At 40.4% G+C, this 25,437-nt stretch carries 28 protein-coding genes; 17 read left to right on the top strand and 11 right to left on the bottom strand.

Annotated elements, in window-relative coordinates:
• The first annotated feature begins 39 nt into the window (after positions 1 to 39).
• From NR125_RS27005 to NR125_RS26990, 4 genes are all read left to right on the top strand, one after another.
• Positions 40 to 1,383 carry a YjiH family protein gene (locus NR125_RS27005; RefSeq protein ID WP_009334567.1) on the top strand — a complete coding sequence of 448 codons (1,344 nt, stop codon included), beginning with the start codon at positions 40 to 42 and terminating at the stop codon, positions 1,381 to 1,383.
• Positions 1,384 to 1,485: 102 nt separating this feature from the next.
• Positions 1,486 to 2,676, top strand: a complete 1,191-nt coding sequence (locus NR125_RS27000; protein WP_192908603.1) for a DHH family phosphoesterase — start codon at positions 1,486 to 1,488, stop codon at positions 2,674 to 2,676.
• A gap of 102 nt (positions 2,677 to 2,778) precedes the next feature.
• On the top strand, positions 2,779 to 3,735 hold the full coding sequence (locus tag NR125_RS26995) for a glycine-rich domain-containing protein (RefSeq protein WP_009334569.1): 957 nt from the start codon (positions 2,779 to 2,781) through the stop codon (positions 3,733 to 3,735).
• 216 nt (positions 3,736 to 3,951) lie between these two features.
• The gene (locus NR125_RS26990; protein ID WP_019379857.1) at positions 3,952 to 5,121 is read left to right on the top strand and encodes a D-alanyl-D-alanine carboxypeptidase family protein; all 1,170 of its coding nucleotides are present in this window, start codon (positions 3,952 to 3,954) and stop codon (positions 5,119 to 5,121) included.
• Positions 5,122 to 5,181: 60 nt separating this feature from the next.
• Here NR125_RS26990 and NR125_RS26985 read toward each other — a convergent pair whose 3' ends face one another.
• On the bottom strand, positions 5,182 to 5,427 hold the full coding sequence (locus tag NR125_RS26985; protein ID WP_009334572.1) for a YkuS family protein: 246 nt from the start codon (positions 5,425 to 5,427) through the stop codon (positions 5,182 to 5,184).
• 103 nt (positions 5,428 to 5,530) lie between these two features.
• Between NR125_RS26985 and NR125_RS26980 the strand changes: the two genes are divergently transcribed.
• Complete coding sequence (locus tag NR125_RS26980) at positions 5,531 to 5,668, top strand: YuzL family protein (protein WP_019379858.1); 138 nt, start codon at positions 5,531 to 5,533, stop codon at positions 5,666 to 5,668.
• A gap of 42 nt (positions 5,669 to 5,710) precedes the next feature.
• Here the strand turns inward: NR125_RS26980 and NR125_RS26975 are convergent, their stop codons facing one another.
• Entirely contained in the window at positions 5,711 to 7,330 is a 1,620-nt protein-coding gene (locus NR125_RS26975; RefSeq protein WP_009334573.1) for an ABC-F family ATP-binding cassette domain-containing protein, read from the bottom strand.
• 180 nt (positions 7,331 to 7,510) lie between these two features.
• Here NR125_RS26975 and NR125_RS26970 point away from each other — a divergent pair, with 180 nt between their 5' ends.
• The 4 genes from NR125_RS26970 (at position 7,511) to NR125_RS26955 (ending at position 10,967) form a co-directional block, all read left to right on the top strand.
• Entirely contained in the window at positions 7,511 to 7,957 is a 447-nt protein-coding gene (locus NR125_RS26970) for an FAS1-like dehydratase domain-containing protein (RefSeq protein ID WP_009334574.1), read from the top strand.
• Positions 7,957 to 8,340 carry a MaoC/PaaZ C-terminal domain-containing protein gene (locus tag NR125_RS26965; protein ID WP_009334575.1) on the top strand — a complete coding sequence of 128 codons (384 nt, stop codon included), beginning with the start codon at positions 7,957 to 7,959 and terminating at the stop codon, positions 8,338 to 8,340. Before NR125_RS26970 ends, NR125_RS26965 begins: the two co-directional genes overlap by 1 nt.
• A 30-nt stretch (positions 8,341 to 8,370) precedes the next feature.
• Complete coding sequence (locus NR125_RS26960) at positions 8,371 to 10,728, top strand: penicillin acylase family protein (protein WP_192908939.1); 2,358 nt, start codon at positions 8,371 to 8,373, stop codon at positions 10,726 to 10,728.
• Positions 10,729 to 10,832: 104 nt separating this feature from the next.
• Positions 10,833 to 10,967 (top strand): hypothetical protein, encoded by a 135-nt coding sequence (locus NR125_RS26955; RefSeq protein ID WP_256816508.1) that lies wholly within the window; start codon positions 10,833 to 10,835, stop codon positions 10,965 to 10,967.
• A 39-nt stretch (positions 10,968 to 11,006) separates the two neighbouring features.
• On the opposite strand, the gene NR125_RS26950 is transcribed toward NR125_RS26955, so the two are convergent.
• From NR125_RS26950 to NR125_RS26940, 3 genes are all read right to left on the bottom strand, one after another.
• Positions 11,007 to 11,606: an SCO family protein gene (locus NR125_RS26950; protein ID WP_009334577.1), complete on the bottom strand. Its 600-nt coding sequence runs from the start codon at positions 11,604 to 11,606 to the stop codon at positions 11,007 to 11,009.
• 142 nt (positions 11,607 to 11,748) lie between these two features.
• Complete coding sequence (locus NR125_RS26945; RefSeq protein WP_009334578.1) at positions 11,749 to 13,233, bottom strand: aldehyde dehydrogenase family protein; 1,485 nt, start codon at positions 13,231 to 13,233, stop codon at positions 11,749 to 11,751.
• Between the two features lie 219 nt (positions 13,234 to 13,452).
• Entirely contained in the window at positions 13,453 to 14,670 is a 1,218-nt protein-coding gene (locus tag NR125_RS26940; protein WP_009334579.1) for a NupC/NupG family nucleoside CNT transporter, read from the bottom strand.
• 372 nt (positions 14,671 to 15,042) lie between these two features.
• Between NR125_RS26940 and NR125_RS26935 the strand changes: the two genes are divergently transcribed.
• The 3 genes from NR125_RS26935 to NR125_RS26925 all read left to right on the top strand — a co-directional run bounded on the left by NR125_RS26935 (position 15,043) and on the right by NR125_RS26925 (position 15,685).
• Positions 15,043 to 15,144, top strand: coding sequence for a YjcZ family sporulation protein (locus NR125_RS26935; protein WP_019379865.1), 102 nt, complete (start codon positions 15,043 to 15,045; stop codon positions 15,142 to 15,144).
• 146 nt (positions 15,145 to 15,290) lie between these two features.
• The gene (locus NR125_RS26930) at positions 15,291 to 15,500 is read left to right on the top strand and encodes a YozQ family protein (protein ID WP_256816507.1); all 210 of its coding nucleotides are present in this window, start codon (positions 15,291 to 15,293) and stop codon (positions 15,498 to 15,500) included.
• Positions 15,501 to 15,523: 23 nt separating this feature from the next.
• Positions 15,524 to 15,685 (top strand): hypothetical protein, encoded by a 162-nt coding sequence (locus NR125_RS26925; protein ID WP_009334581.1) that lies wholly within the window; start codon positions 15,524 to 15,526, stop codon positions 15,683 to 15,685.
• A 128-nt stretch (positions 15,686 to 15,813) separates the two neighbouring features.
• Here the strand turns inward: NR125_RS26925 and NR125_RS26920 are convergent, their stop codons facing one another.
• Positions 15,814 to 16,872: a sulfite oxidase gene (locus NR125_RS26920; RefSeq protein WP_256816506.1), complete on the bottom strand. Its 1,059-nt coding sequence runs from the start codon at positions 16,870 to 16,872 to the stop codon at positions 15,814 to 15,816.
• A gap of 143 nt (positions 16,873 to 17,015) precedes the next feature.
• On the opposite strand from NR125_RS26920, the gene NR125_RS26915 reads away from it, so the two are divergent.
• Positions 17,016 to 17,765: a YqjF family protein gene (locus NR125_RS26915; RefSeq protein WP_256816505.1), complete on the top strand. Its 750-nt coding sequence runs from the start codon at positions 17,016 to 17,018 to the stop codon at positions 17,763 to 17,765.
• Positions 17,766 to 17,806: 41 nt separating this feature from the next.
• On the opposite strand, the gene NR125_RS26910 is transcribed toward NR125_RS26915, so the two are convergent.
• Positions 17,807 to 17,944 (bottom strand): hypothetical protein, encoded by a 138-nt coding sequence (locus NR125_RS26910; RefSeq protein WP_019379869.1) that lies wholly within the window; start codon positions 17,942 to 17,944, stop codon positions 17,807 to 17,809.
• A gap of 89 nt (positions 17,945 to 18,033) precedes the next feature.
• Between NR125_RS26910 and NR125_RS26905 the strand changes: the two genes are divergently transcribed.
• A complete protein-coding gene (locus tag NR125_RS26905) occupies positions 18,034 to 18,216 on the top strand; it encodes a cold-inducible protein YdjO-related protein (protein ID WP_026041562.1) in 183 nt (60 codons plus the stop codon).
• A 56-nt stretch (positions 18,217 to 18,272) separates the two neighbouring features.
• Here NR125_RS26905 and NR125_RS26900 read toward each other — a convergent pair whose 3' ends face one another.
• On the bottom strand, positions 18,273 to 18,515 hold the full coding sequence (locus NR125_RS26900; protein ID WP_009334586.1) for a transcriptional regulator SplA domain-containing protein: 243 nt from the start codon (positions 18,513 to 18,515) through the stop codon (positions 18,273 to 18,275).
• Positions 18,516 to 18,532: 17 nt separating this feature from the next.
• Positions 18,533 to 18,721, bottom strand: a complete 189-nt coding sequence (locus NR125_RS26895; protein ID WP_192908602.1) for a hypothetical protein — start codon at positions 18,719 to 18,721, stop codon at positions 18,533 to 18,535.
• Between the two features lie 129 nt (positions 18,722 to 18,850).
• Between NR125_RS26895 and NR125_RS26890 the strand changes: the two genes are divergently transcribed.
• A complete protein-coding gene (locus NR125_RS26890; protein WP_192908601.1) occupies positions 18,851 to 20,128 on the top strand; it encodes an erythromycin esterase family protein in 1,278 nt (425 codons plus the stop codon).
• A gap of 186 nt (positions 20,129 to 20,314) precedes the next feature.
• Here the strand turns inward: NR125_RS26890 and pepF are convergent, their stop codons facing one another.
• Both pepF and yhfH read right to left on the bottom strand, forming a co-directional pair.
• The gene (gene pepF, locus NR125_RS26885; protein ID WP_009334589.1) at positions 20,315 to 22,129 is read right to left on the bottom strand and encodes an oligoendopeptidase F; all 1,815 of its coding nucleotides are present in this window, start codon (positions 22,127 to 22,129) and stop codon (positions 20,315 to 20,317) included.
• Positions 22,130 to 22,320: 191 nt separating this feature from the next.
• The gene (gene yhfH / locus NR125_RS26880; RefSeq protein ID WP_009334590.1) at positions 22,321 to 22,455 is read right to left on the bottom strand and encodes a protein YhfH; all 135 of its coding nucleotides are present in this window, start codon (positions 22,453 to 22,455) and stop codon (positions 22,321 to 22,323) included.
• A gap of 173 nt (positions 22,456 to 22,628) precedes the next feature.
• Between yhfH and NR125_RS26875 the strand changes: the two genes are divergently transcribed.
• Positions 22,629 to 22,907, top strand: a complete 279-nt coding sequence (locus NR125_RS26875) for a hypothetical protein (protein WP_256816504.1) — start codon at positions 22,629 to 22,631, stop codon at positions 22,905 to 22,907.
• A gap of 154 nt (positions 22,908 to 23,061) precedes the next feature.
• On the top strand, positions 23,062 to 25,218 hold the full coding sequence (locus tag NR125_RS26870; protein WP_256816503.1) for a PAS domain S-box protein: 2,157 nt from the start codon (positions 23,062 to 23,064) through the stop codon (positions 25,216 to 25,218).
• Positions 25,219 to 25,437: the final 219 nt, after the last annotated feature.

Here is a 25,437-nt window from a genome sequence, read left to right as displayed (position 1 = left end):
ATTTTGCTCCTTACCGCTAAATTACTAGGGGGAATGAGAATGGAAAAAGAAACTGCAGTGAATCAATCTCACCAGCCTGAGCTCAAGAATCCAAATGCAGCTTTGAAAAATAAGGTTAAATTTTTTCTTTTCAGCGCAATTGGCCTATTTATGTTTTTTGTTCCCGTCACCGTTAATGAGAAATCCTCCATTATGCTTGACCATATTGTCACAGCCATTCAGACTTCCATACCTGCAGCTGTCCCTTATTATGCCTTACTCGTCATCCTGCTTGGCGCCATTTATCCTTTCTATACAAAATCCTGGAACAAGAACAAGGTAAATATTGTATTTTCCATTTTTAAAGTGAGTGGGTTATTTGTCGCCATAATGATCGTCTCCGGCTATGGCCCTGACTGGCTATATGACCCGAGTATGGGGCCGTTTTTGTTTGACAAACTCGTCGTGCCTGTCGGGCTGCTCGTTCCAATCGGCTCCGTTTTTCTTGCACTGCTGGTTGGATATGGTCTCCTTGAATTTTTCGGTGTCATAATGCAGCCGATTATGAAGCCGATCTGGAAAACACCCGGGAAATCTGCAATCGATGCAGTGGCTTCTTTTGTAGGAAGCTATTCAATCGGGCTGCTCATTACAAACAGGGTATTCAAAGAAGGAAAATACAGTATTAAGGAAGCTGCCATTATAGCTACCGGATTCTCAACGGTCTCCGCAACGTTCATGATTGTTGTTGCCAAAACACTTGGATTGATGGAAATCTGGAACATATATTTTTGGACGACCTTTGCTGTAACCTTCATCGTAACGGCTATTACGGTAAGAATCTGGCCTCTTAGATCAATGAGCGAAGAATATTACAATGGACAGCTGCCTCCAAAGGAAACCTTTTCAGGGAGCCGTCTGCAGGCAGCCTGGAAAGAAGCGATGGATACAGCCGCTCAGTCCCCTGGATTATGGAAAAACATCAGAGATAATTTAAAAGATGGGTTTGTCATGACGATGTCCATTTTGCCATCCATTATGTCAGTAGGTTTATTAGGCTTGGTTCTTGCAGAATTCACTCCTGTTTTCGACTGGCTTGGATATATCTTTTATCCTTTTACGGCTCTAGTGCAGCTGCCTGAGCCATTATTAGCAGCAAAAGCAAGTGCAGTGGGGATTGCTGAAATGTTTTTGCCGGCATTGCTTGCAGCAGAGGCAGCACTGGCCACTAAATTTGTTATCGGAGTCGTTTCAGTATCAGCTATCATTTTCTTTTCTGCACTTATCCCGTGTATTCTATCAACAGAGATCCCGATCACCATTCCTCAGCTGCTTGTCATCTGGGCAGAAAGAACAATTCTAACGATACTGATTGCTGCGCCTCTGGCCTATATATTGCTTTAACTGGAAAATCCCCGATTAATGCAGCGGGGATTTTCCGCATAGAATTTTCCTGCACAACCAAACTAGTAGAGGAATGAGTCTAAGAATAGCAGGTGATTGATATTGTACAGGCTGTATACACATAATGACCTTGATGGCGTCGGATGCGGCATCGTTGCAAAGATTGCTTTTGGAAAAGATGTCGAGGTACGCTATAACTCTGTAATGGGACTTGATCATCAGATTGAAAAATTGTTTGAAAATGAAAAGAAATTGAAGGATGACTTTTTAATTATCACGGATTTATCTGTTAATGATGAAAACTTGATAAGGCTTGATGATCTGGAAAAAGGCGGCGGCAAAGTCAGATTAATTGACCATCACAAAACAGCCCTGCACTTTAATGATTACAACTGGGGCAGAGTGAAGGTTCAATATGATGATGGCAGGCTCACAGCTGCAACCTCTTTGCTGTATGAATATCTCTTGGAACATGAACTGATTAAATCATCCCAGGCCCTGGACGAATTCGTTGAACTTGTCCGCCAGTATGATACTTGGGAATGGGACCAAAATGATAATATTAAAGCAAAGAATCTGAACGATCTATTCTTTATGGTTTCCATTGAAGAATTCGAAGAAAAAATGACGGAAAGAATCATAAACTCAGATCATTTCGAATTTGATGATTTTGAACAAAAATTACTGGAAATGGAAGAGGAAAAGATTGAGCGTTATGTTAGACGGAAGAAGCGGGAAATTGTCCAAACGTTCATTGGTGAATATTGTGCTGGCATCGTCCATGCTGAATCCTATCATTCTGAATTAGGAAACGAACTTGGCAAAGATTTTCCCCATTTGGATTATATCGCTATCTTAAACCTTGGGGGCAAAAAAATCAGTTTCAGGACAATTCATGACCACGTTGATGTATCTGCCGTCGCCGGAAAGTTTGGAGGAGGAGGACATGCAAAAGCGTCAGGCTGTTCGATGGGAAAAGATGCTTATAAACTATTCGTTCAGGATATTTTCCCTCTGGATCCCATGAGGCAGGATGCATTCAGGAACAAATACAATAATAAAAGTTCTATGCAGGGATCACTTTACGAAAATAAGAAAGGAGACAAATTTTTTATTTTTGCTGCAGGCGAGGACAATTGGATTCTGGAAATGAACGGAAAGCCCGTCCGCGAACCCTATCAGAACTTTCAGCAGGCAGAAAATTATATTAAAAGAAAAGACCAGGCATGGCTTGTTCATGATGATATTTATGTAGAATTTTTAAAGCGTTATTATATAAAGACAAAAAATTAGCTATCCCGCCTTATTGGGCGGTTTTTTTTTGAAAACTACCCCTGCTAAATATTGTAAATTTCATATATAATTGAAACATATATATAGATTGGGGGAGGTTCTATGGAAATATTTTTGTTTATTTTTGGTGTGATTTTTGCTGCCATTTTCATTAAAGTTATAGTTACTGGTTCGAAAAGAGATCCATTTATTAAAGATGAGCCATTTCCTGAACATTTGGGAATTCAGTCCGACGACTATCTTCCAATGATTCGAAATTTAGAAAAATCATTACCTGAAGGGTACAGGGAGAATATAAAAAATCGTGTACTGAGGGAGCACCCCAAATGGAAAGACTACGCATATGATTGGACATTTTTTGAACTAAAAAGATATTTTGTGATGAATGCCATACTGAAAACAGTGCCTATGTTCAGCAGTAAAGCGGATGATATTTGGCATGAAATGCTCATGTTCACCCGTGATTATGAGCATTTTTCAAAAAACTTCTTTGGTGAATACCTGCACCATTCCCCAAATATGGACAGCACCCCTATACCAGGTGAAAGGGCTTTTTTTGACTGGGTGTATTTAAGTCTTTTTGAAGCAGGCCATAATAGCAGAAGAATTTGGGGAAGCTTTTTGCAAAATCCGATTAAAAAGGAAATACTTGATGATTTTAGAAGCATGAATGAGACTGAACTGTTAAATATGTATTTCAGGGCAGGAAATGATTGGCTTGAACTGAAAAAGAAAATGATAGAAAAACTGAAGCATGAAATTTCTGAATCAGAATCAATGAAGCTTGGGAAGAAGGCGCTGGAATTTACGAAGCCCGCATCTGTCAGCCAATATTCCTATCTGTTGTTTCCAGCCGTGTATTTTTCGGTTTATGAACCAGATAGGTTCGAGGACAATATGAACGAACTTCTTCCCCCCGAACTCGCAAAAGACAGTGCTTCCGGAATGGTTTACTGCTCCGGCTTCTCTTGCAGCAGCCATAGTGATCATGATTCAGGAGGAGGACATGATTCAGGCGGCTCCAGCTGTTCGAGCTGCGGAGGCGGATGCTCTAGCTAAAAAGCAGTCCAATTGGATTGCTTTTTTGTTTTTCAAAATTTTAAGTTCTTGTTGTTTTGGAAAAGATAAAAGCAGGTCATTTCCTTTCATTATCAATCTTCTCAAATTACGGCATTAAATTTTCAATTATGTAACAATTGATAAACACCATATAAGTATGCATGAATTGTCTGGTACAATCAGTAATGATTATCGGTTTGAATTGGATGTGTATTCATGAAGAAATTGCTTGTATTCATCCTGCTTTTATTCAGTTTTCCAACTGCATATGCAGCAGCAGAGGAACCAAAAGACCCTGCAATTATCAGTGAAGCCGCAATTGTAACAGATTCTGAATCAGGTGCAGTTCTGTATGCAAAAAATGCGGATAAAAAGATGTACCCGGCCAGTTTGACGAAAATAGCAACTGCCATATATGCCATTGAAAATGGAGACTTAAAGGACATAGCAACTATAAGCAAAAAAGCAGCAGAGGTTGAAGGAACACGAGTTTATTTGGAGGAAGGAGAAAAAGTGCCTTTAATAAAACTCGTTCAGGGAATGCTGATTAATTCAGGAAATGATGCTGCCTGGAGCATTGCTGAGCATCTGGACGGCAATATGAAAGCATTCTCAGAGAACCTTAATCACTATCTTGAAGAGAGTGCAGGCTTAAAAAATACTCACTTTGTTAATCCTCACGGTTTGTTTGATGAAAACCACTATACAACGGCAGGGGACCTTGCAAAATTAACTAATTACGCCCTGAAAAATGAGACCTTCCGAGAAATCTACGGAACAAAGGAAATGAAGTGGGCAGGAAAGTCATGGGACACCACCATCTTTACTCATCACAGGATGCTTAAAGGTGAGGTTCCATTCGAAGGAGTGACAGGGGGAAAAACCGGTTTCGTAGATGAAGCTAAGCAGACCCTCGCCACTTCTGCCGAAAACGATTCAATAAAGTTAACGGCCATTGTATTAAAAGCTGAATTCAAGCGGGATATTTATAATGATACAAAAAACCTTTTGAACTATGGGTTCAGCAACTTTGAAACCTCGACACTGAGCAGCACTGACGTTTTTCCTTCTGATGGAAAAACCTATACAACTGGCGGTGAAAATGTAGCCATAACATTGCCAAAAGGAATCTACGAAGAAGACATTACATCAAAAGGAAAGCTGCAGATTAAGAATGAAAACGGAAGGATCATTCAATCTGTAAAGCTTCTGGAAGACAAACAGGATGAAGTGGTTTCCAGCCAGCTGAAAACAGAAAAGGAGACTGGGAAAGAGACAACTGGATACTATGGCAGAGCAGGCTTAATAATATTTTTATTTGTAATCTTTATACTAATATTAAGGAAAAATCTAAAAGCAAAAGCCAGAAGAAGAAGACGGGTTTAATGCATGTCTTTTTTTATGAAAAAAGACTAAAGAAATTCTCTTTAGTCTTTGGACAATCTTTTATTGCATTCTTTGCTCCACCTGACGGCATACCTCATCAGCCGATAGGCCGCTAGCTTCAATGACAGAAGCTTTTGTAGAAACATCCTGCATACCCATCACATTTGAATCAACACCGCTCACTACACAGCAGGAGCAGTTCTCAGCATCATGCGCCGTCTTCATATCAACCACTTCATAACCTTTTTCGCGAAGCGCTTCCGAAACATTTGTTAAGGATTGTTCAACCGCTACTCTTTTCGTCAATGTTAACACCTCCTCCGTTTGTTAGATTGGCTTTTGTACTCCATTTTTATTCCATGGATAAAATTAGCCATAACACGAAACAGTAAGAAAGGAGGTGTTTAACATGAGCAAACGCAAAAAAGACCCTTCAAAGGCTGGACTAAGTTCCCCAAACATCGAAGGTCAAGGTACAACCAATATGGAAACGGGCAGCAGAACAGCTTCTTCTGCACGCCATAAAAAGAAAAAACAAGACTTTTAACAAAAATTAAAAGCAGGAGGTTATTCCTCCTGCTTTTACTGTCTACTGATACATATCAGCAACTTGTTTTTGAATGGATGAATCTTCTAAATACTCATCATAAGTCATTTGCTTATCGACGATGCCAGCCGGTGTAATTTCAATAATGCGGTTGGCAATGGTTTGAATGAACTGATGGTCATGTGATGCAAAAATCATAGACCCTTTGAAGTTAATTAGCCCATTGTTCAATGCTGTAATGGATTCCAAATCAAGGTGGTTGGTTGGCTCATCCAGCATAAGTACATTTGCACCGCTAAGCATCATTTTGGAAAGCATGCAGCGGACTTTTTCTCCACCTGAGAGAACGCTTGCTTTCTTTAGAACTTCCTCACCAGAGAATAGCATTCTTCCAAGGAAACCTCTCAGGAAGCTTTCACTATCATCAGCAGGTGAGAATTGGCGCAGCCAGTCTACAAGATTCAAATCAGAGTTTTCGAAGAACTCCGAGTTATCTTTCGGGAAATAGGATTGAGATGTTGTAACACCCCACTTATACGTTCCTTCATCCGGCTCCATTTCACCAGTCAATATTTTAAATAATGTAGTCTTCGCCAATTCGTTTGTGCCAACTAACGCAATTTTATCATCTTTGTTCATGATAAAGCTGACATTATTCAGAACCTTTACGCCATCAATTGTTTTGCTGATGCCGTCTACTCTTAGCAAATCATTCCCGATTTCACGGTCAGGCGAAAATCCGACATACGGATATTTTCTGGAAGACGGTTTGATGTCGTCCAAAGAAATCTTATCAAGAAGCTTTTTACGTGAAGTTGCCTGCTTGGATTTTGATGCGTTCGCACTAAAGCGGGCAATAAAGCTTTGAAGTTCCTTGATTTTTTCTTCCTTTTTCTTATTGGCATCCTGAGCCATCCTTTGTGCAAGCTGGCTCGACTCATACCAGAAGTCATAGTTCCCGACGTAAATCTGAATTTTCCCAAAGTCAAGGTCGGCAATATGAGTACATACTTTGTTTAAGAAGTGACGGTCATGGGATACAACAATAACAGTATTTTCAAAGTTGATCAGAAATTCCTCAAGCCATTGAATTGCTTTGATATCCAAGTGGTTTGTCGGCTCATCCAGCAAAAGAACATCCGGCTTGCCGAAAAGGGCTTGCGCAAGAAGAACTTTCACTTTTTCAGAACCGGAAAGGTCAGCCATTTTTTTGTCATGAAGTTCTTCTTCGATGCCCAGCCCTTTCAGCAAAATAGCTGCTTCAGATTCCGCTTCCCATCCGTTCAGTTCTGCAAACTCACCTTCAAGTTCAGCAGCCTTCATTCCATCTTCATCAGTGAAATCGGCTTTCATATAAATCGCATCTTTTTCCTGCATTACTTCATACAGGCGGGCATGTCCCATGATGACTACTTTTAATGCTTCAAACTCTTCGTATTCAAAATGATTCTGTTTCAGGACAGCAAGGCGCTCGCCGGGACCTAAATGAACACTTCCCGATTGTGCCTCGATTTCACCGGATAAAATCTTTAGAAAAGTTGATTTACCGGCACCATTTGCTCCAATCAAACCATAGCAATTGCCAGGTGTGAATTTAATATTAACATCTTCGAATAGTTTGCGGTCGCCGTATCGAAGACCTACATTACTGACAGTTATCATATTATTTTTATTCCTCCAAATACATAATCCTTAAAAGTATACCACTTTTAGCGCGTAATCGCGAATTCTTCATAATGCAATTTGCCGTCTTCTTAAAAGTTCAGAAAATTAAAAGGAAGCAGAAGGTAAAAGTCGAATACATAAAGATTATAAACATGATGAGAGGAAGTGCTTTTTGTAATGGAATCTCTTTTAAAAGAAGATGTAAAACTAAAACCTTTCCGCTTCACCATTGAGAGGGGGAAAATCAAGGAATTTGCTATGGCAATTGGAGACAGAAATCCTATTTATTATGATGCGGACATCGCGAGAAAAGAGGGATACCGTGACATCCCCATTCCGCCTACATTTCCGACGGCCATAGAGATGTGGGGAGGATTGGATTTCGAAACCCTAATCAGCCTATTCGGCCTTGACCCGCTTAAGGTTCTTCACGGAGGACAGGAATATCGCTATATGGGGGAATTATGCGCCGGCGATACAATAACTGCCGCTCCTCAGTTAATCTCAGCATTTGAAAAGAGGAATCTGCGTTTTATCACTATAGGAATTCATTATAAAAACAGTGAAGGAATCAAGGTTCTATATTCGGAATCTACCATTATCGAAAGAAGGGGAACAGAATAATGAGCGAATTAACAGCGATTCATAAACCCGAGATCACACATACACAGCTGGTCAAGTATGCAGGCGCATCCGGGGATTTTAATCCAATTCATACAGTAGTACCGATTGGGGAAAAAGCGGGATTGGACGGTGTGATTGCCCATGGGATGCTCATTATGGGAATGGCAGGCGAAGCACTGGCTGATTGGTTTCCGAGAAAAAACCTGAAAAAGTTCAAAGTGCGCTTCAGCAAAATGACGCGTCCTGGCGAGAAACTGACAATAGAAGGAAAAGTGACAGGGGAGAGAATGGAAAAAGATGAGAAGAGACTGACAGGAGAAGTTTCAGTTAAAAATGAAGCTGGTGAAGTGAAGCTTTCCGGACAGTTCGAAGTAAAAATATAATATAAAGGAAGGATTTCTATGGGAGGTCATATTGGGGTCCAGCTCAAGCCAAAATCAAAGTGGAAGAAATATTCACTATGGACCTTTGCAATCATATTAGTGTTATTGGCTGCGGCATTTTTCGTTATGTTTGGTTATTTATCGCGCTCAATCCCTAAAACTGAAGGAGAGATCAAAATTGGATCCATCTCTGCTGATGTCAGGGTGAATCGCGACGGCAATGGCGTTCCCCACATACTTGCGGATAATGAACGAGACCTTTTTATTGCACAGGGATATGTGCAGGCTCAGGATCGCCTATTTCAAATGGATTTAAGCAGGCGGCAGGCATCTGGCAGATTAAGTGAAGTGATCGGGGAAGGGGCGGTTGAAAATGATAAATACTTTAGGACACTTGGACTGAGAAGGGCCGCAGAAGCATCCTATGAAGCATATTCCCCGGAAGCAAAAAAGATTTTAGGCTGGTTTGCGGAAGGAGTAAATCTTTATATTAAAGAGGTGAAAGATACCGGAAAATGGCCGCCTGAATTTTCCATACTTGGCTATAAGCCTGAAGAATGGACTCCCGTGGATTCACTTACTATCGGCAAATATATGGCATATGATCTTGGAGGACACTGGGAAAGCCAGGCATTCCGATATTATCTCCTTCAGCATTTTCCGGAAGATAAAGCGTATGAATTATTCCCCTCATATCCGGAAGAAGCCCCTTACATAATAGGAAAACACAACTTAAATATTGAAGAAAGCTTTGCAAATGCAATCACTCCACCGGAATTCAACGGAAGCAATAACTGGGCTGCAGCAGGCAGCAAAACGGCATCCGGGAAGCCAATTCTTGCGGATGATCCGCATTTATCACTCAGCACACCTTCCATCTGGTATCAGATGCATTTGCAATCCCCGGAGATGAACGTCAGCGGAGTCATTTTTGCCGGTATTCCGGGCATTATTCTCGGTCACAATGAGAACATTGCATGGGGAGTAACCAATACAGGACCAGATGTCCAGGATTTGTATATTGAAAAAAGGAATCCTGCCAATAAAAATGAGTTTCTATTCAATGAAAAATGGGAAAAGGCAGAAATAATTGAAGAACCAATTAAGGTAAAAGACAAGGAGACAATTAGCTATCAAGTAACGATTACACGCCACGGACCTGTAATTTCGGAATTTGCTGCAGACAGCGGCAAAGATACAGTTCTTTCTTTGCAATGGACTGCCCTTGAACCTTCAAAAGAACTGGAAGCCATTCTAAAAATGAATAAATCATCGGACTGGCATCAATTTGAAGAAGCATTGGAGTTATTTCATACACCCGCACAGAACTTTGTATTTGCCTCGCCAGATGGAACAATAGCTTATAAAGCAAACGGTAAAATCCCCATCAGAAAGAAAGGAGACGGGCTACTGCCAGTACCTGGCTGGTCGGATGAATACGGCTGGGAAAGCTATATACCTTATGATCAACTGCCAAAAGCGATTAATCCAAGAGAAGGATACATCTCAACTGCAAACAATAAGGTTATGGATGACAGCTACCCTTACCATATAAGTCATGATTGGGCACAGCCGTATAGGCAAATGCGCATCCAGGAATTCCTGAAAAGCAAGGATGAACTTACAGCAGAAGACATGATGTCTCTGCAGATGGATCAGAAAAACCTGCAGGCCGAGGAATTTATACCCATTTTCCTGTCTGAAATTAGAGAACCATCTTCCAATCTTGAAAAGGAAGCTTTATCCGCCCTGAGTAAATGGGATTATAACGACAGCAAAGATGGAGCAGCCCCTCTCATTTTCAATCTTTGGATGAAAAGCATATCCGATGTTCTTTTTGAAGATGAGATAACACCAGAAATGAGGAAGCTCTTTAAAGGACAAAAGCAGGCAGTGGATGAATTATTGAGAAATGCAGCAAAAGGCAGGGTAAGCCGCTGGATAGAAGAAAAGGGAGGACTGGAGGAAGTCCTTTCACGATCATTGAGTTCAGCCGTAAAGAAAGCTGCAGATCTTCAAGGAAACAACCTGTCTGAGTGGAAATGGGGAGACTATCACCAATTAGCCTTTTCCCATCCGCTTTCAAGTGTAAAACCTTTAAACTTCTTGTTTAATAGAGAAGGGCGGATTCCTGTTGGAGGAAGCTCAGTCACTGTCCAGGCAGCAGCTAATAAAGAAGATGGCACAGTAAATCATGGGGGCTCGTGGAGATTTGTAATGGATACGCAAAACATGAATACTGCCTATCACCTTGTGGGACCAGGACAATCAGGACATCCTCTAAGCCAGTGGTATCATGACCAGATGAACGGCTGGGCAGAAGGGAACTATCATAAGACAGCTCTCAATGAAGAGAGGACCAAGCATACACTTTTATTAAAACCTTGAAAAAGCTTCCCAAAAATCATAAAATGTTTCTTTTTGTTCATAGTTTTTTCATATTTTTCATGTACAATATTAATCATACAGGCAGGGAAAAAGGAGTTTTTCAAATGGCTAAAAAGCAGCTGGTTGATTTGGTAAACAGATTAAAGAAATCCGGTATTAAAGTAAGCTTTTCAAAGCCAAGATCAAAAACTTTAATACTCATTAACCAAAACAAAAATTTATCTTCTTCTGCGAATTAGGTTAAAAAAGTGGCGGATCCAGAGTCCGCCACTTTTTTATTATATTTGCTTCATAATCTTATTGAAAACATCATTCTTATCAAAATCTTCTCCCATTGGGAACTTCTTAATAAACTTATTATTTTCGTCAAGCAAATAGACAAAGGTGCTATGAACGTAGAAACCATCACCGGGATCACGGTATTGAAATTGAAACGTGTTAGCGAGCTCCTGAATTTCAGACTGATCTTTTTTCAGTTTATCAGGCTCTGCAGTAAGAAAGACCCAATCCCCATCATTTTCGATTTCAAAGGTATTTCTATATTTTCGAAGGACCTCTGCGGTGTCTCTATAGGGGTCGATCGTTACAGTAATGAATTGAACCTTCTCCCCAAAAACACCCTCTTTGCTAAGATCACCTTTCAGCAGATTCATCCTTTGTGTAGTAGTCGGACAGATATCCGGACAGTGCGTATAAATAAATTCAACAAGCTTCAGCTTTTTATCCGATTCCGCAAAGTCATATAACTTCTCATCATCGGTTAAAAGTGTAATATGATCAGGAATCTTGGCTGTCATATCACGAATAATAAAAAAAGAAATTCCGGCTGCTATGCCTAATATTACAATAATCGCGGATATAATATAAACTTTTTTCATTATTTCCCCTCCCAATATAAGGATAAATAATATCCATCAAAATTCCTATGGATAATCTGTGAACTTATTCTTAATACAGGGGAAATTAAAGTGAAGCAACCAAAAAAAGGAACCCCGCAAGGTTCCTTTTTTGGTTCGGCTATTATTTCATTGAAATCCAAACACTCTTAACTTCTGTATAGTTATCCAGAGCGTATGATCCCATCTCACGGCCGATTCCGGATTGCTTGTAGCCGCCAAATGGAGATGCAGCGTCAAAGGCGTTGTAGCAGTTCACCCAAACTGTACCTGCGCGGAGTTTGTTGGCCACATAGTGTGCATTTGCCACATCACGAGTCCAAACACCTGCAGCTAAACCATATTCACTGTTATTTGCCCGGTTAATTAATTCGTCTAAGTCATCATAAGGCATGGCCGAAATAACCGGTCCGAATATTTCTTCCTTCGCAATCGTCATTTCGTCACGAACATCAGCAAAAATAGTAGGGGAGACGAAGTAACCTTGCTCTTGCGGTTTGTCGCCTCCTGCTACAAGCTGGGCACCTTCGCTAAGGCCTTTTTCAATGTACCCAAGAACGCGGTTTTGCTGCTCAGCAGAAACAAGCGGGCCAATTTCTGTGTCAGCATGAATACCGGCACCTTGTTTAATTTTTTTGGCATGTGAAGCCATGTCAGCTACAACATTATCAAACTGCTTTTTTTGTATGAAAACACGGGAGCCGGCACAGCACACCTGACCCTGGTTGAACATAACACCGTTCAGAGCTCCTGGAATAGCCTTTGATAAATCAGCGTCTGGCAGAATGATATTTGGAGACTTACCGCCAAGCTCAAGCGTAACGCGCTTTAAGGTTTTTGAAGCATTGGACATAATCAGTTTGCCTACTTCAGTAGAACCAGTAAACGCTATTTTATCTACTAAGGGATGATCGACAAGCGGCTGGCCAGCTGTTTCACCGAAACCTGGTACAATATTGACAACCCCTGGAGGGAAGCCGGCTTCATCCATTAGTTCAGCAAGATATAGAGCAGAAAGAGGTGTTTGCTCTGCTGGCTTAAGAACAACCGTACATCCTGTTGCAAGGGCAGCACCCAGCTTCCACATTGCCATAAGAAGAGGGAAGTTCCAAGGGATGATTTGTCCCACCACACCAACTGCCTCATGGCGAGTATAGTTGAAGAATGGCCCGCTGACAGGAATAGTCTGGCCGACAATCTTCGTAGACCAGCCTGCATAATAGCGCATATGTTCAACAGCCAGAGGAATATCGGCATTAGTTGTTTCACGAATCGGCTTACCATTATCCAACGTCTCAAGCTGTGCTAATTCTTCACTGTTTTCTTCCATAAGATCAGCAAGCTTATACATCAGGCGGCTGCGCTTAGAGGCGCTCATTTTTGACCATTTGCCTTCATCAAAAGCCTTTCGGGCTGCTTTTACTGCAAGATCAATATCTTCTGCACCGGCTTCAAAAACAGAAGCAAGAACTTCCCCTGTAGCCGGGTTATACGTATCAAACGTTTTCTGTGATTTGCTTTCAACAAATTCACCATTGATATATAATTTCTTCTTTCCGCTTAAAAACTTTTCCACCTTTTCTTTTAAACCTGCAGTTAGCTGACTCATATAATTCCTCCTTAAAATAGTAGTCTATGTATTTCCATGGTGCAAAACTTTTAGAAGAATACTTATGGTAACGCTTACAACAATACTTTAACATTAACAAAAATATAAAATCAACTCTGAATTAAAATAATTTTCAGATAATGTTCGACAATTCTCGCCTGTTCCCAAATTTTATCAATAAAAAAGCATACCGGATTAATCCAGTATGCTATAAAACTATTAAATTAACATTCCTGCAATTGCTGCACTTAATAGAGAAGCAAGTGCTCCAGCTATTACTGAACGAATTCCAAGCTTAGCTATATCGTTCCTGCGGTCAGGGGCAAGGTTGCCCAGTCCGCCCAGAAGAATGGCCATAGAGGAAATGTTGGCAAATCCGCAAAGCGCGAAACTCACTACTGCAACAGTCTTAGGAGACAGGCTGCTGATTTCCGGTGCGAAAGCTGAATAAGCAACAAATTCATTCAATACGAGCTTTTGGCCGATATACCCGCCAGCCTGTACAGCTTCAGCCCATGGAACACCTACTGCAAATGCAAGAGGGGCAAAAACAAAACCAAGAATGGTTTCCAGTGTAAGATTTTCAAATCCGAAAAGCCCGCCTGCAAATCCGATAATTCCATTGATAAGAGCAACCAGAGCGATAAAAGCTAGAAGCATAGCACCGATGTTTAATGCAAGCTGAAGTCCCACACTTGCACCGCGTGCAGCAGCGTCTACCACATTTACAGATTCAGTATCTTTTTCAATAGTTATGTCGTTTGTTGTCTCTGATACTTCTGTTTCAGGTATCATAATTTTAGCGAGGACAAGGCCGGCAGGTGCAGCCATGAAGCTTGCAGCAAGCAAGTATTCCAATGGTACCCCAAGAAGGGAGTATCCTATAAGTACTGAACCGGCAACTGATGCAAGGCCTCCGGTCATAACAGCAAACAGTTCAGATTTCGTCATTTTATTCAGGAAAGGGCGGACAATTAATGGAGCTTCCGTTTGTCCGACAAAAATATTGGCTGCTGCAGACATGGACTCTGCCTTGCTTGTTCCAAGCAGCTTGGACAAACCTCCGCCAATGACCTTTATAATTATCTGCATAATCCCGGTATAATAAAGAACAGAGATAAGGGAAGAAAAGAAGATAACTGTAGTCAGCACCTGGAAGGCAAATACCATTCCTACTCCTGAACCTTCCTGGAACAAGCCTCCGAATAAGAAATTTATTCCTTCATTGGCAAATCCGACAATATCATTTACTGCAAATGTCATTTTTTCTAATACTTTTTTTCCAAGTTCCCATTTGAGAACTGCAAAGGCAAATGCAAACTGGATAGCCAATCCGCCTAAAATTGTACGGAGATTGATTGCCTTTCGATTTGATGAAAGGAGGAAAGCAATCCCCAATACAGTAAGAACTCCTAATAAACCCCATATAAAACTCATGTTGACACCTCATTTGTTGAATTTAGAATAATGAAAACGTTTTTACGAAACGCCAAAAATATAGACCTCTCTTCTAAGAGGTTTGTGAATAGACGTCAGACATCTAACTTGATTACATGTCCATTTTACCATGAATCCGTTTGCAGTAAAGAGTTTTTTTCCTGCTAATTAAAATTTGTTGAATAACCTCCTATTTTTGTTCAGATTTTAAATGATTTAATCTCTTCCAAGAGGGCAATAACTGAAAAACATCTTATAGAGCCAAATTAAATAAATGAATCTTCGATTTTATTTTCATCCCTCCGTTATAATTGCCCATTCGGGACAAACATCATTTTCATACACTGTCACTAGATGTCAGGAGGTGTTGGAATGGGTGCAGGAGCAGGGTATGGCGGCGGTTTTGCTTTAATCGTTGTCCTGTTTATACTTCTAATCATTGTTGGTGCTGCTTTCGTTGGCGGAGGCTACTAATTATCTAAAAAAATGACAGCGCAAAAGATCTGCCCGTATTTGGGCAGATTTTTTGTTTTCAGCCTTCCTGTTTGCAATGGAACAGTATGATAATCAGTTAAATGTCCAAAATAAAGATAGTTCTAAATTAGAAGGAGGGATCCCATATGAATAAAAAGGACAAAAATGATGGCATAGATATTGCCGGCAGATATTATGAGACTGAAGATTATAACAGGAATGATCAGCTTTCATCTGGCCTGGCGACAACACATGAACAAGTGAGTGACGCATACATGGAAGGACAGGCGGATGCGGTAATTGAAGACGTTGTCGGGGTGGATATTTCCATTCCGCGCAAAGGGTATGATGAATAACACAATAGCAAGGAGGCAATGCAATGGCACCAAAAGATGCTCAAGATGATCTGGGCCAGTACAAAATGCCAGAAGTTCTCAGAAAAAAGAGGACTTCCTCCTATCGGGTGGGATACCAGGCTACAACAGGGAACCAGACGCCTGGTGAACCTGAAGCAGGTAAGAGAACAGATCAAGAAAATTAAAATCTGGTCCGCATGGATTGCTGATTGAGGATTGCAGCGGTGATAAAATTTAAAATTAAAAAGAGAGGATGCCAGGTCATCTTCTCTTTTGTTTATGACTATATTTGGGGCCTGCACCTGAAAAAAGATTATTCCACTCGAATTTTTATTTTTTGCACAGCATTATATCCATAACCTTTTCTGTTCCAGTAAGGCTTTATTGGCTGGATATTGCCCTCTGAATCACTCGCCCTCACAAGAATGGTATGCTCACCCTTATATCCCTCCCAATCAAAATGCCACTTAACCCAGGAAAACTTCTCGTTTTCCCTGTGTTTGAGTGAGGTCTTTCTCCATGTATCACCATGATCAATGCTTATTGCCACCTCATTAATTGCTCCAGTGCCAGTCCAGGCAATCCCTCTTATAGTGTGAAATCCTTCTTTAATAATGGAATAATTCAATGGCTGCTGGATTGTGCTATTAACATTAATGGCTGTAACAGGCCTTTTATCCAGATCGCTGTCTTTATAAGGATAATAAACATAATCTTTTGATTGAAAAGGACCATTAAATTCATGCTGAATAATAAAAATATTCCTAAGCCACTTAACGGAGGCCATTGCATACCATTGGGGCACGATTAGCCTGAATGGATAACCTTGCTTATACGGTAGGGGCTTGCCGTTAAACTCATAAGCTACAATCGTATCTTCGTGGAGTGCCTTTTCAATTGGCAGGCTTCTGGCAAAGTAAAAGGATTCATTCAAATCTTTTCGCTCACCAAAATCCAATCCTGCGAACACAGCTTCTTTGCTTCCATCCAAAAGTCCGGCTTTATTCAGCAGTTCCTTCAAAGGCACTCCCTTCCATTTCCCCTGACTGACTGCTCCTTCTTCCCATTGCTCACCAAAAACCTTTGGTTTAAATTTCGCTCTGTTATTGCCAGCGCATTCCAGAGGGACCAGAATGGTTTTGGATGGGAAGCGGTAAAGTTCACTTAAAGATATTTCCATCGCTTTATTCACGTTCCCGCTAATGGACAAAAATAAATTCTGAGGGTTAATTAGCGGGTAGGAAAAATGGTTTCTTAAATAAAAATATTCTTGCGGTGTTTTCCAGCACTCCAAAAAATGAATGGGAGACTCCTGATTTTCAGGAGACAGACTTAGTGTTTTCAGATAAGGTGCTGAAAGCTGATTATTCATGAACCATCACCTCCATTCATAAATACAATGCAATCCCCAAGGATAGAACTATAAACATCAACAATTCATTTATACCAGCTAAGTTTAATACTCGCATTATGAGGAATAATCATTTATATAACATACTGAAGGGCGGTAAGGGAATGAAAGAAGATTTGAAGATAACAGGACACAGGCCATTTCCGCTGCCTGATAAACCCTGGGTTATGGAACAAATATGGAATGATGTTTTATTTGCTCATTGGCCAGTGCCAGCAGAAATATTGGAAAAACACATCCCTTCACAGTTAACATTAGATACATACAACGGTACAGCATGGATTGGGGTAGTACCTTTCTGGATCAGTAAAATGAGGGTGCGCGGCTTGCCGCCATTGCCGATTATGAAATCAATGAATGAATTGAATGTAAGGACTTATGTGGAATATGAGGGCATGAAAGGCGTATATTTTTTTAGCCTGGATGCAGACAACTTTTTAGCCGTAACAGGGGCCAGAATGTTGTATTACCTTCCGTATATGAATGCCGAAATGCAAGTTAGTAAGTCTCAAGGACTAGTTAATTATGAAAGCAGGCGAACACACGGCCATTCAGAGAACGGCCAATTCAAAGCAAATTATAAGTCAATATCAAGCCCCTTCAACTCAAAACCCGGAACACTTGATGAATGGCTGACTGAAAGGTATTGCTTATGGGTAACAAAAGGTGAAAAGGTTTTTCGCGGGGATATTCATCATACAAAATGGCAGCTGCATGAAGCTTCTTGCACGATACATCAAAACACTTTAGCTTCATTTTTGCCCCGAATTTACTTTAAAGGCGAACCGATCTTACACTACTCTCCGGAAAAACATGCTTATTTCTGGCCTTTAATAAAGGTTTCTTCATCATAACTAAAGAGTAATCCTATTAATGATGTAACCCATTCACTACCTCATTTCTTAAAGTAAATTTCTGCAAGCAGTTTTTTTGCTTCGTTATATGAAAGCCCTGATTGACTGTTCAGCCTTTTTACTTCATCAATATCAGTTCCTGCTATAGTAAGGTTTCTCTTTTTCTCTCGGCGGTCCATTGAATCACCTCCTATTCAAAATTGTTTAAAACATTTTCAATAATTTTTACCTTTCTTGTCCATACTAAGAAAAAAAGGGGGCGTTTCCTATTTTTTTCAATAAAAAAGGCCAAGATGACAAGCCGGAAGTTGTAATGCTGGATACAGAGGTGTATTCCTGCAATAGCTGCAATGGCTGGATGAGAAAAGATTTTGCCTCTTCAGATTTAAAATGCCCATTATGCGGTGATGAAACAACAGCCGAGATGCGGGAATTGCCGCAAATTTTGTGATAATTAATTTTAGAAAGACTGTTGTCACCTGATAACAGTCTTTCTTATTTAATGATCTAAAAGTCTCCATACAATTCATGAAAGGCCTGTTCTGCATCATGTTCAGACGAAAACAACGCATCATCTTCTTCTATTAAATGGAAGGATTCATTAAGGAAGAGGGCCACTGCATTAGGGTCTTTAGGATGCGGTACAATTTCTGCCGGCCTGACATTTGCAACACTTGGAGTATGAGGGTTATGATAAATAACAAAAACCTCATCACCAGATTTAACCTTTTTAGGATCGATTGTCTCCATTCCATTCACTCCTTTTATTATAGGTTTTCGTTTTGCTGTCCAATTTCTTTCGCACCTATAATAGCATTTGCCGTTTCCTGCTGTTCATGTTCATCAACTGAATCCCCAGCTGCATGTTTTAAATTTGGAAAATTGCCACCCGTTTCAATGGTTACCATCTCTTCTTTTGGTGCATATGTCAGGTATTTTTCATCGTTATCTTTCATTATTAAAACTCCTTTTGTTATAGATATTCGAGCACCTTTCTTTAAAGTTTTCTCTCCGCATAGGTCTTATATTCAACCATATTAATCCTAATTCAAATGGGTAAAGTAACTATATAGGTCTTAAATGAGGTGATAAAAATAAAAGAAAATAAGGACTTGATAACAGCTATTCAAAAAGAAGCATTCTCTTTCACCGATTCATCCGGGCTTGACCGGATTATTCAAGCAGCCGGGGAAGCGAAATTTGTTTTATTGGGGGAAGCTTCTCATGGAACATCAGAATTTTATACAGTAAGAGCAGAAATATCCAAAAGACTGATTGAACAAAAAGGGTTCAACTGTATCTCTGTTGAAGGAGACTGGCCTTCCTGCTTTACCATCAACAGGTATGTTAAGGGTTATGTGCATCTGAATCCCCTTGATGCACTCAAAAATTTTAACAGGTGGCCGACATGGATGTGGGCAAATGAGGAAATTAAAGATCTAATAACCTGGCTTTATAATCACAATCAGCTGATTGATAAACATGGCCTAAAGGTTGGTTTCTATGGCATCGATATATATAGCTTATGGGAATCGATGGATGAAATAATAAAACTTCTGGAGACAAAGGAAGCTGCAGAACTGGAAGCTGCTAAAAAAGCATTTGCCTGCTTTGAGCCTTTTCATCGGACACCTGAAAATTATGCAGTTTCTGCGGCATTTTATGGGGAAGGCTGTGAAAAAGAAGTAGCCGAACTTTTACTTAAAATAAAAAACAAGTGGGGGCATACCAGGAGCTACGAAGAAGAATCACTGCACCTTATGCTAAATAGCCTTGTTGCTGTAAATGCAGAAAACTATTATCGAGCAATGGTAAAAGGCGGGCCTGATGACTGGAATATTAGGGATCATCACATGGTAAGTGCCATAGAGGAGATCTCCAAATATTATGGAGAAGATGCCAAGGTCATCGTATGGGAACACAATACTCATATCGGAGATGCAAGAGCAACAGATATGAAAGAAGAGGGACTTGTTAACGTTGGGCAAATCCTTCGCGAGAAATATGGGGAAGATCAGGTTTTCGCACTCGGGTTTGGTACACACTCAGGCACTGTTATCGCAGCGGAACAATGGGGGAATGAGCTACAAGTTATGGATGTACCTCCAGCACAGACAGGAAGCTGGGAGGATACGCTTCGCAAGGCTGGCCCTGGAGATAAAATTTTGTTGTTCACCGATGATAACAGGGAATTATTTAATGAATCTATCGGTCATCGAGCCATTGGAGTCGTATATAACCCTGAATATGAACAATACGGGAATTATGTGCCTACGAAAGTCTCACTCAGATATGACGGTTTCATTTATATAGAGAAAACCCGTGCCTTAAAGCCAATTAATATACCAGTAACAATATTATAATTGCAATTACAAACAAAAAGACCCACTATCTCATATTTACCCTCCATGAATTCGAGGATGTGCATAGAGGTTACTGATCCTCATATAAACCGATTATTTCTATATAGCCAGAGATTAAAAAAAGCCTCTAATGGAGTATGTATATTTAACCTGAAAACCCCTCCGGAATATCGGAGGGGCTTCTTGTTACATGTAGCTGTTTTCCAATTCATCCACTAAGGTCCCCACATAGCTTACGGCTTTGCGGATTGGATCTGGCTTGGACATATCAATGCCTGCGCTCTTAAGGAGATCGAGCGGCTTTTTCGTTCCGCCAGCTTTTAAAACATCAAGCCAGCGTTCAATGGCAGGCTGGCCTTCCTCTTGAATGCTCTGTGCCATAGCTGTGGAAGCAGTCAAACCAGCTGAATAAGTATATGGATAGAGTCCCATATAATAATGAGGCTGTCTCATCCAGGTTAAAGCCGCCTTATCATCCAGTTCAACCGTATCACCCCAGAATTCAGCAAGTGTTTCCATCTTTTGATCTGAAAGTGTTTTTGCCGTTAACGGAATCCCTTGATCAGCAAGATTATATATTCTTCGCTGATATTCTCCCTCGAGAAGGTGTGTGACAAAGTTGTGATAATAAGTTCCCAGCAGCTGAAGAATTACCCAGCGCTTCATTCTCATATCCTCAGTGCCTGCCATTAAATGCTGTCCAAGCAGCAATTCGTTAAGTGTTGAGGGAGCTTCTACAAAGTAGGTTGATGGGCGGGTATTCATTATACGCTGATATTTATTGGCCAAATAGAAATGACCCGCATGCCCAAGCTCATGAGCGAGAATAAAAGCACCGCGCATCGTGTCTGTCCATGTAATCAGGATGAATGGATGCGATCCATATGGACTTGAACAAAATGCACCTGTAGATTTCCCTACATTGTCAGCCAAATCAACCCAGCGTTCAGTCAAGCCTTTCTTCATTATATCCGTATACTCAGGTCCCATTACTTTGAGAGCCTCTAATATGACTTTTGATGCTTCTTCAAATGTTGTTTCAGGATTGAACTCCGGATCAAGAGGAGCCTTCAGGTCACAAAAAAGCATCTTATCCAATCCCAGAACTTTTCTCTTTAACTGAGCATATCTGCGCATATGGGGGGCAAGCTCTTTTTGGATAATATTCAGCTGATTGTTGTACATTTCCTCTGTAACATGCTGGGAATCCAGGAGCATTTGTGTGGCTGAACTGTACTTCCTCAGCTTAGCAAGTGTTACCTGTTTTTTCACCTCGGCAGAATAGGCAGAGGCAAATGTATTCTTATAGTTTTCCAGTGAATCTGTAAATGAGACATAGGCATTCCTTCTGATGGCAGTATCTGACGAAAACTCATAACGATCTTCGTAAAGAGCAAAAGAGTTTGGCAAATCGTTTCCTTTACTGTCTTTAAAAAAGGAAAATGGCATGTCAGCAAGTTTTGCAGCCTGATACATATTATACGGAGCTCCAAATACTTCACCCAATGCTGCCAGGGCTTCTTCCGTCTCTGGAGAAAGCCTGTGCGTCTTCGATTCAAGAAGATCTGTCAGCTGTTTTCTGAAAGGTTCAAGGCCGCTTTCATCGTCTATGTATTTTTCAATCGTGCCTTCAGGTAAGGACATTAATTCAGAGTCAATAAACGAAAGAGCAGAGGCTGCTTTTGCTTTTAAAGATGCAAGTATGGATGAATTTGCCTGATTGCGCGGATTTGTTCCATCCTCCGACTGGCGCAAGCTAGCATACGTTCCAGCTTGAACCAAACGGATGGAGAGCTTTTCCTGAGCGGAAAGGCAGCCCAGTAATATTTGCGGGCCTTCATGGAGCTTTCCCTTGTACTGCTCAAAAACAGCAAGATCTTCATCTATACTTCTAACTTCTTTATGCCAATCTTCCTCTAAAGCAAATAAATCCTCCACTTTCCATGTACGATCTTCCGGTACTTCAACACGCTTTAATCTGGTTACTGCTGTTTGAACCATTTAGCGATCCCTCCTATTTCGATTCTCTAAATATAGAGTTTATGGAACAATTATACAGGATGGCCTTGTAAATTTATAGACTTTTCAAACATTTTAAGTTTCACTGTACTATAACATCCTGAGTTTTCTTGTTAGTGGCCATATAGCAGTAAATAAAAAAGCGGAGGGCCTGAAGCCTTCCGCTGATTGTGCTATTCCATTTTTTTTGAAAGACAGCGATCACATTCCATCAGATAAGATTCGGCCTGTTCCTTGACTGTTTGGCCGCACTCCGGACATACCTTTTTGGGAAGAGTTCTAAAAAATTCAACTGGACTTTTAATCATGAAATTTCCTCCTTTTTATAATACAGTTAATCGTGTTTTTATCTGTTGTAGTACAGTATATACCAAACAAAATTAAATGTGAAGTGGTTTGATTAAATTTTTTAAAAATTTTATCTATTATATTTATTGGTGCAAATTAAGATTTTGGATCGATTTGGACAGAGGGGATATGAATGACGAGTCCGAAGTTGGTCAGCATTCGGACAGAAGTAGGGGATATCTGGAGGAGTGAGTCCGAAGTTGATCATCATTCAGACAGAAGAAGGGGTAATCCGAGGTACGAGTCCGAAGTCAGTCACCATTCGGACAGGAAAAGCGGATATCCGGAGGTACGCGTCCGAAGTCGGTCTCTATTCGGACAGGAAAAGCGGAAATCCAGAAAAACGAGTCCGAAGTCGGCACCCATTCGGACAGGAAAAGTGGATATCCATTGGGGTGAGTCCGAAGCATGAGGTAAAATCATCTAATAATTTCTAGCCATACAGCAAAAGTTCTATCTGTACTAATGAACTTCTGACTTTATTTCGCCGGGCCTCTTCCAAGGCTGTAATGATTGCATTACAATCATATTTAATACAGTAATAATGAGGAGGCTAACAGCCTGCGATGACTGAGATAATTGAATCTTTTAATCCAATATTAATATTTGTAGCGGTTATACTAACCATTATGGCTTCCTATACAGCATTAGATTTATTTACATTGATTAAACCATCTGAGAGAAACCAGAAGTTTTTGTTCTTAGGCGGAACTTTTTCCCTTGGAATCGGGATATGGATTATGAACTTTATTGGCATGATCGCCATCAACATAAATGCTTCAGGAAGTTATAATATTCCGCTTACCTTATTGTCCATGATTTTTGGCATTTCATTTACCGGTATGGCCTTTAATAGAGTAATCGACAGGCAGCTGAAAACAGGCAATCTATTTGCGGGAAGCTTCTTTTTAACTATGGCAGTCCTATCTATCCATGTAACAGGTATGTTTGCTGTGGGGATGAATGTGCAGTTTTCCCCCAGCATATTCCTCATTTCAGCACTGATCATTTTTGTTTCTTTTTTATTTTCACTATGGATGCTCTTTTATTCGAAAAGTCTTTCGTACTCCAGACCTATCTGGATCAAGCCCTTAAGTGCACTCATATTCACCGGAGCCATTGTGGAGGGTTATTTTCTGCTGATCCGATCGTCATCATTCTATTCAAATGGGGAAATTAGCAGGGGAGGCTCTCCGGAGACTTCTCTGATTTATCTTGTATTTTTTGCAGGGATTCTTATCCTGAGCGGGCTTATTGCTTCAAGCACTTTAATCAGCAAGAGGCTGGAAGCAAGCGACACCAATTTACATGATATTCAGGCTGCTCTTGATGAATCATCTATAGTGGCTATTACAGATTCAAAGGGCGTTATCACTTATGTGAATGATAAATTTGTTGAGATATCTAAATATGAAGAACATGAACTGCTTGGCAAAAATCACAATATCTTAAATTCGGGTTTTCATCCGCCGGAATTTTTTCAAGATCTATGGAAAACAATTGGATCAGGGGAAATATGGAAAGGGGAAATACGCAATAAAGCGAAAGACGGAAGCTTTTATTGGGTTGATACTACAATTGTCCCTTTTCTCAATAAAAAGAATAAACCCAATCAGTATGTTTCCATCCGGACAGATATATCGGCATTGAAATCTGCTGAAGCCAGCCTTAAAAGTTCCCTGAAAGATGTAAACGATATTAAATTTGCGCTTGAACAGTCTTCTATTATTGCCTTTACAGATGAAAAAGGAACAATAACCAATGTAAATGAGAAGTTTTGTGAAATCTCCCAGTACAGCAGGGAAGAACTGATAGGACAGAATCATTCCATCTTAAATTCAGGACTTCATTCAAAAGAATTCTTTAAGAACTTATGGAAAACAATTGGCCAGGGAGAAGTCTGGAAAGGAGAAATACGCAATAAAGCAAAAGACGGATCTTATTACTGGGTTCATACTACGATTGTGCCTTTCCTGAATGCAAACGGAAAACCTTATCAATACTTATCAATAAGAAACGATATAACTGAGAGGAAAAAAACTGAAGAAGTATTGCATCAGCAGGATAAACTGGCAGCAGTGGGCCAGCTTGCTGCAGGGGTTGCACATGAAATCCGCAATCCGCTCACAACCATGAAAGGATATACAGAATTCCTGCAGCTGGATGAGACACATGAAGAGCGGCAGGAATACTTAAGCATCATTTTGGATGAAATTGACCGGGTAAATAATATAGTAGAAGATTTTATGATTCTCGCTAAGCCGAAAGCCGCAGAACTGGAAGAAAGAGATATCATACCCATTATAAAAAATGTCGTTTCTTTTTTGGAATTTGAAGCCCGAAATAGAAACGTGAAAATTGGTTTCGAATATCAACAGGATATCATTCAAATTGAATGTGACGAAAATCGGCTAAAACAAGTCTTTCTTAATTTTATCAAAAATGGAATTGAAGCGATGCCTGATGGAGGGAACATCACCGTTAGAGCTGGTATCATAAATAACCAGGTTCAAATTGCAATAAAGGATACAGGAGTAGGAATCCCGCAGGAAAAACTGAAAAATATCGGAGAACCTTTTTTTACAACCAAAAAAAATGGGAACGGCTTAGGCCTGATGGTCAGCTTTAAAATTATCGAAAGCCATAACGGAAAAGTATTTATCGAGAGTGAATTAAATAAAGGTACAACATTCAATATTGTTCTGCCTGCGAAATCTGCATAGCCAATCCCAAAAGGATTGGCTTCAGTTTGTAGACAAAAAGAGTTCGGAATAGTCTCATTCCGAACTCTTTTTTTCATTTTTTGTGGGACTTCAAGTAATTACAGAGAATTGCAGACCTCTCCGAGGTTATCATTTAGGCCATTTCTGGACCTTGCCAAGTCCAGTTGGCCATTTTCTTCAAATTCATGGCAGCGAAAGTAAGCATCGCCTGCATCGACA

It is taken from the genome of Cytobacillus sp. Bac17, assembly GCF_024519925.1.
GTDB classification, from domain to species: domain Bacteria; phylum Bacillota; class Bacilli; order Bacillales; family Cytobacillaceae; genus Cytobacillus; species Cytobacillus pseudoceanisediminis.
This window is presented reverse-complemented; position numbering and strand designations above follow the sequence as displayed.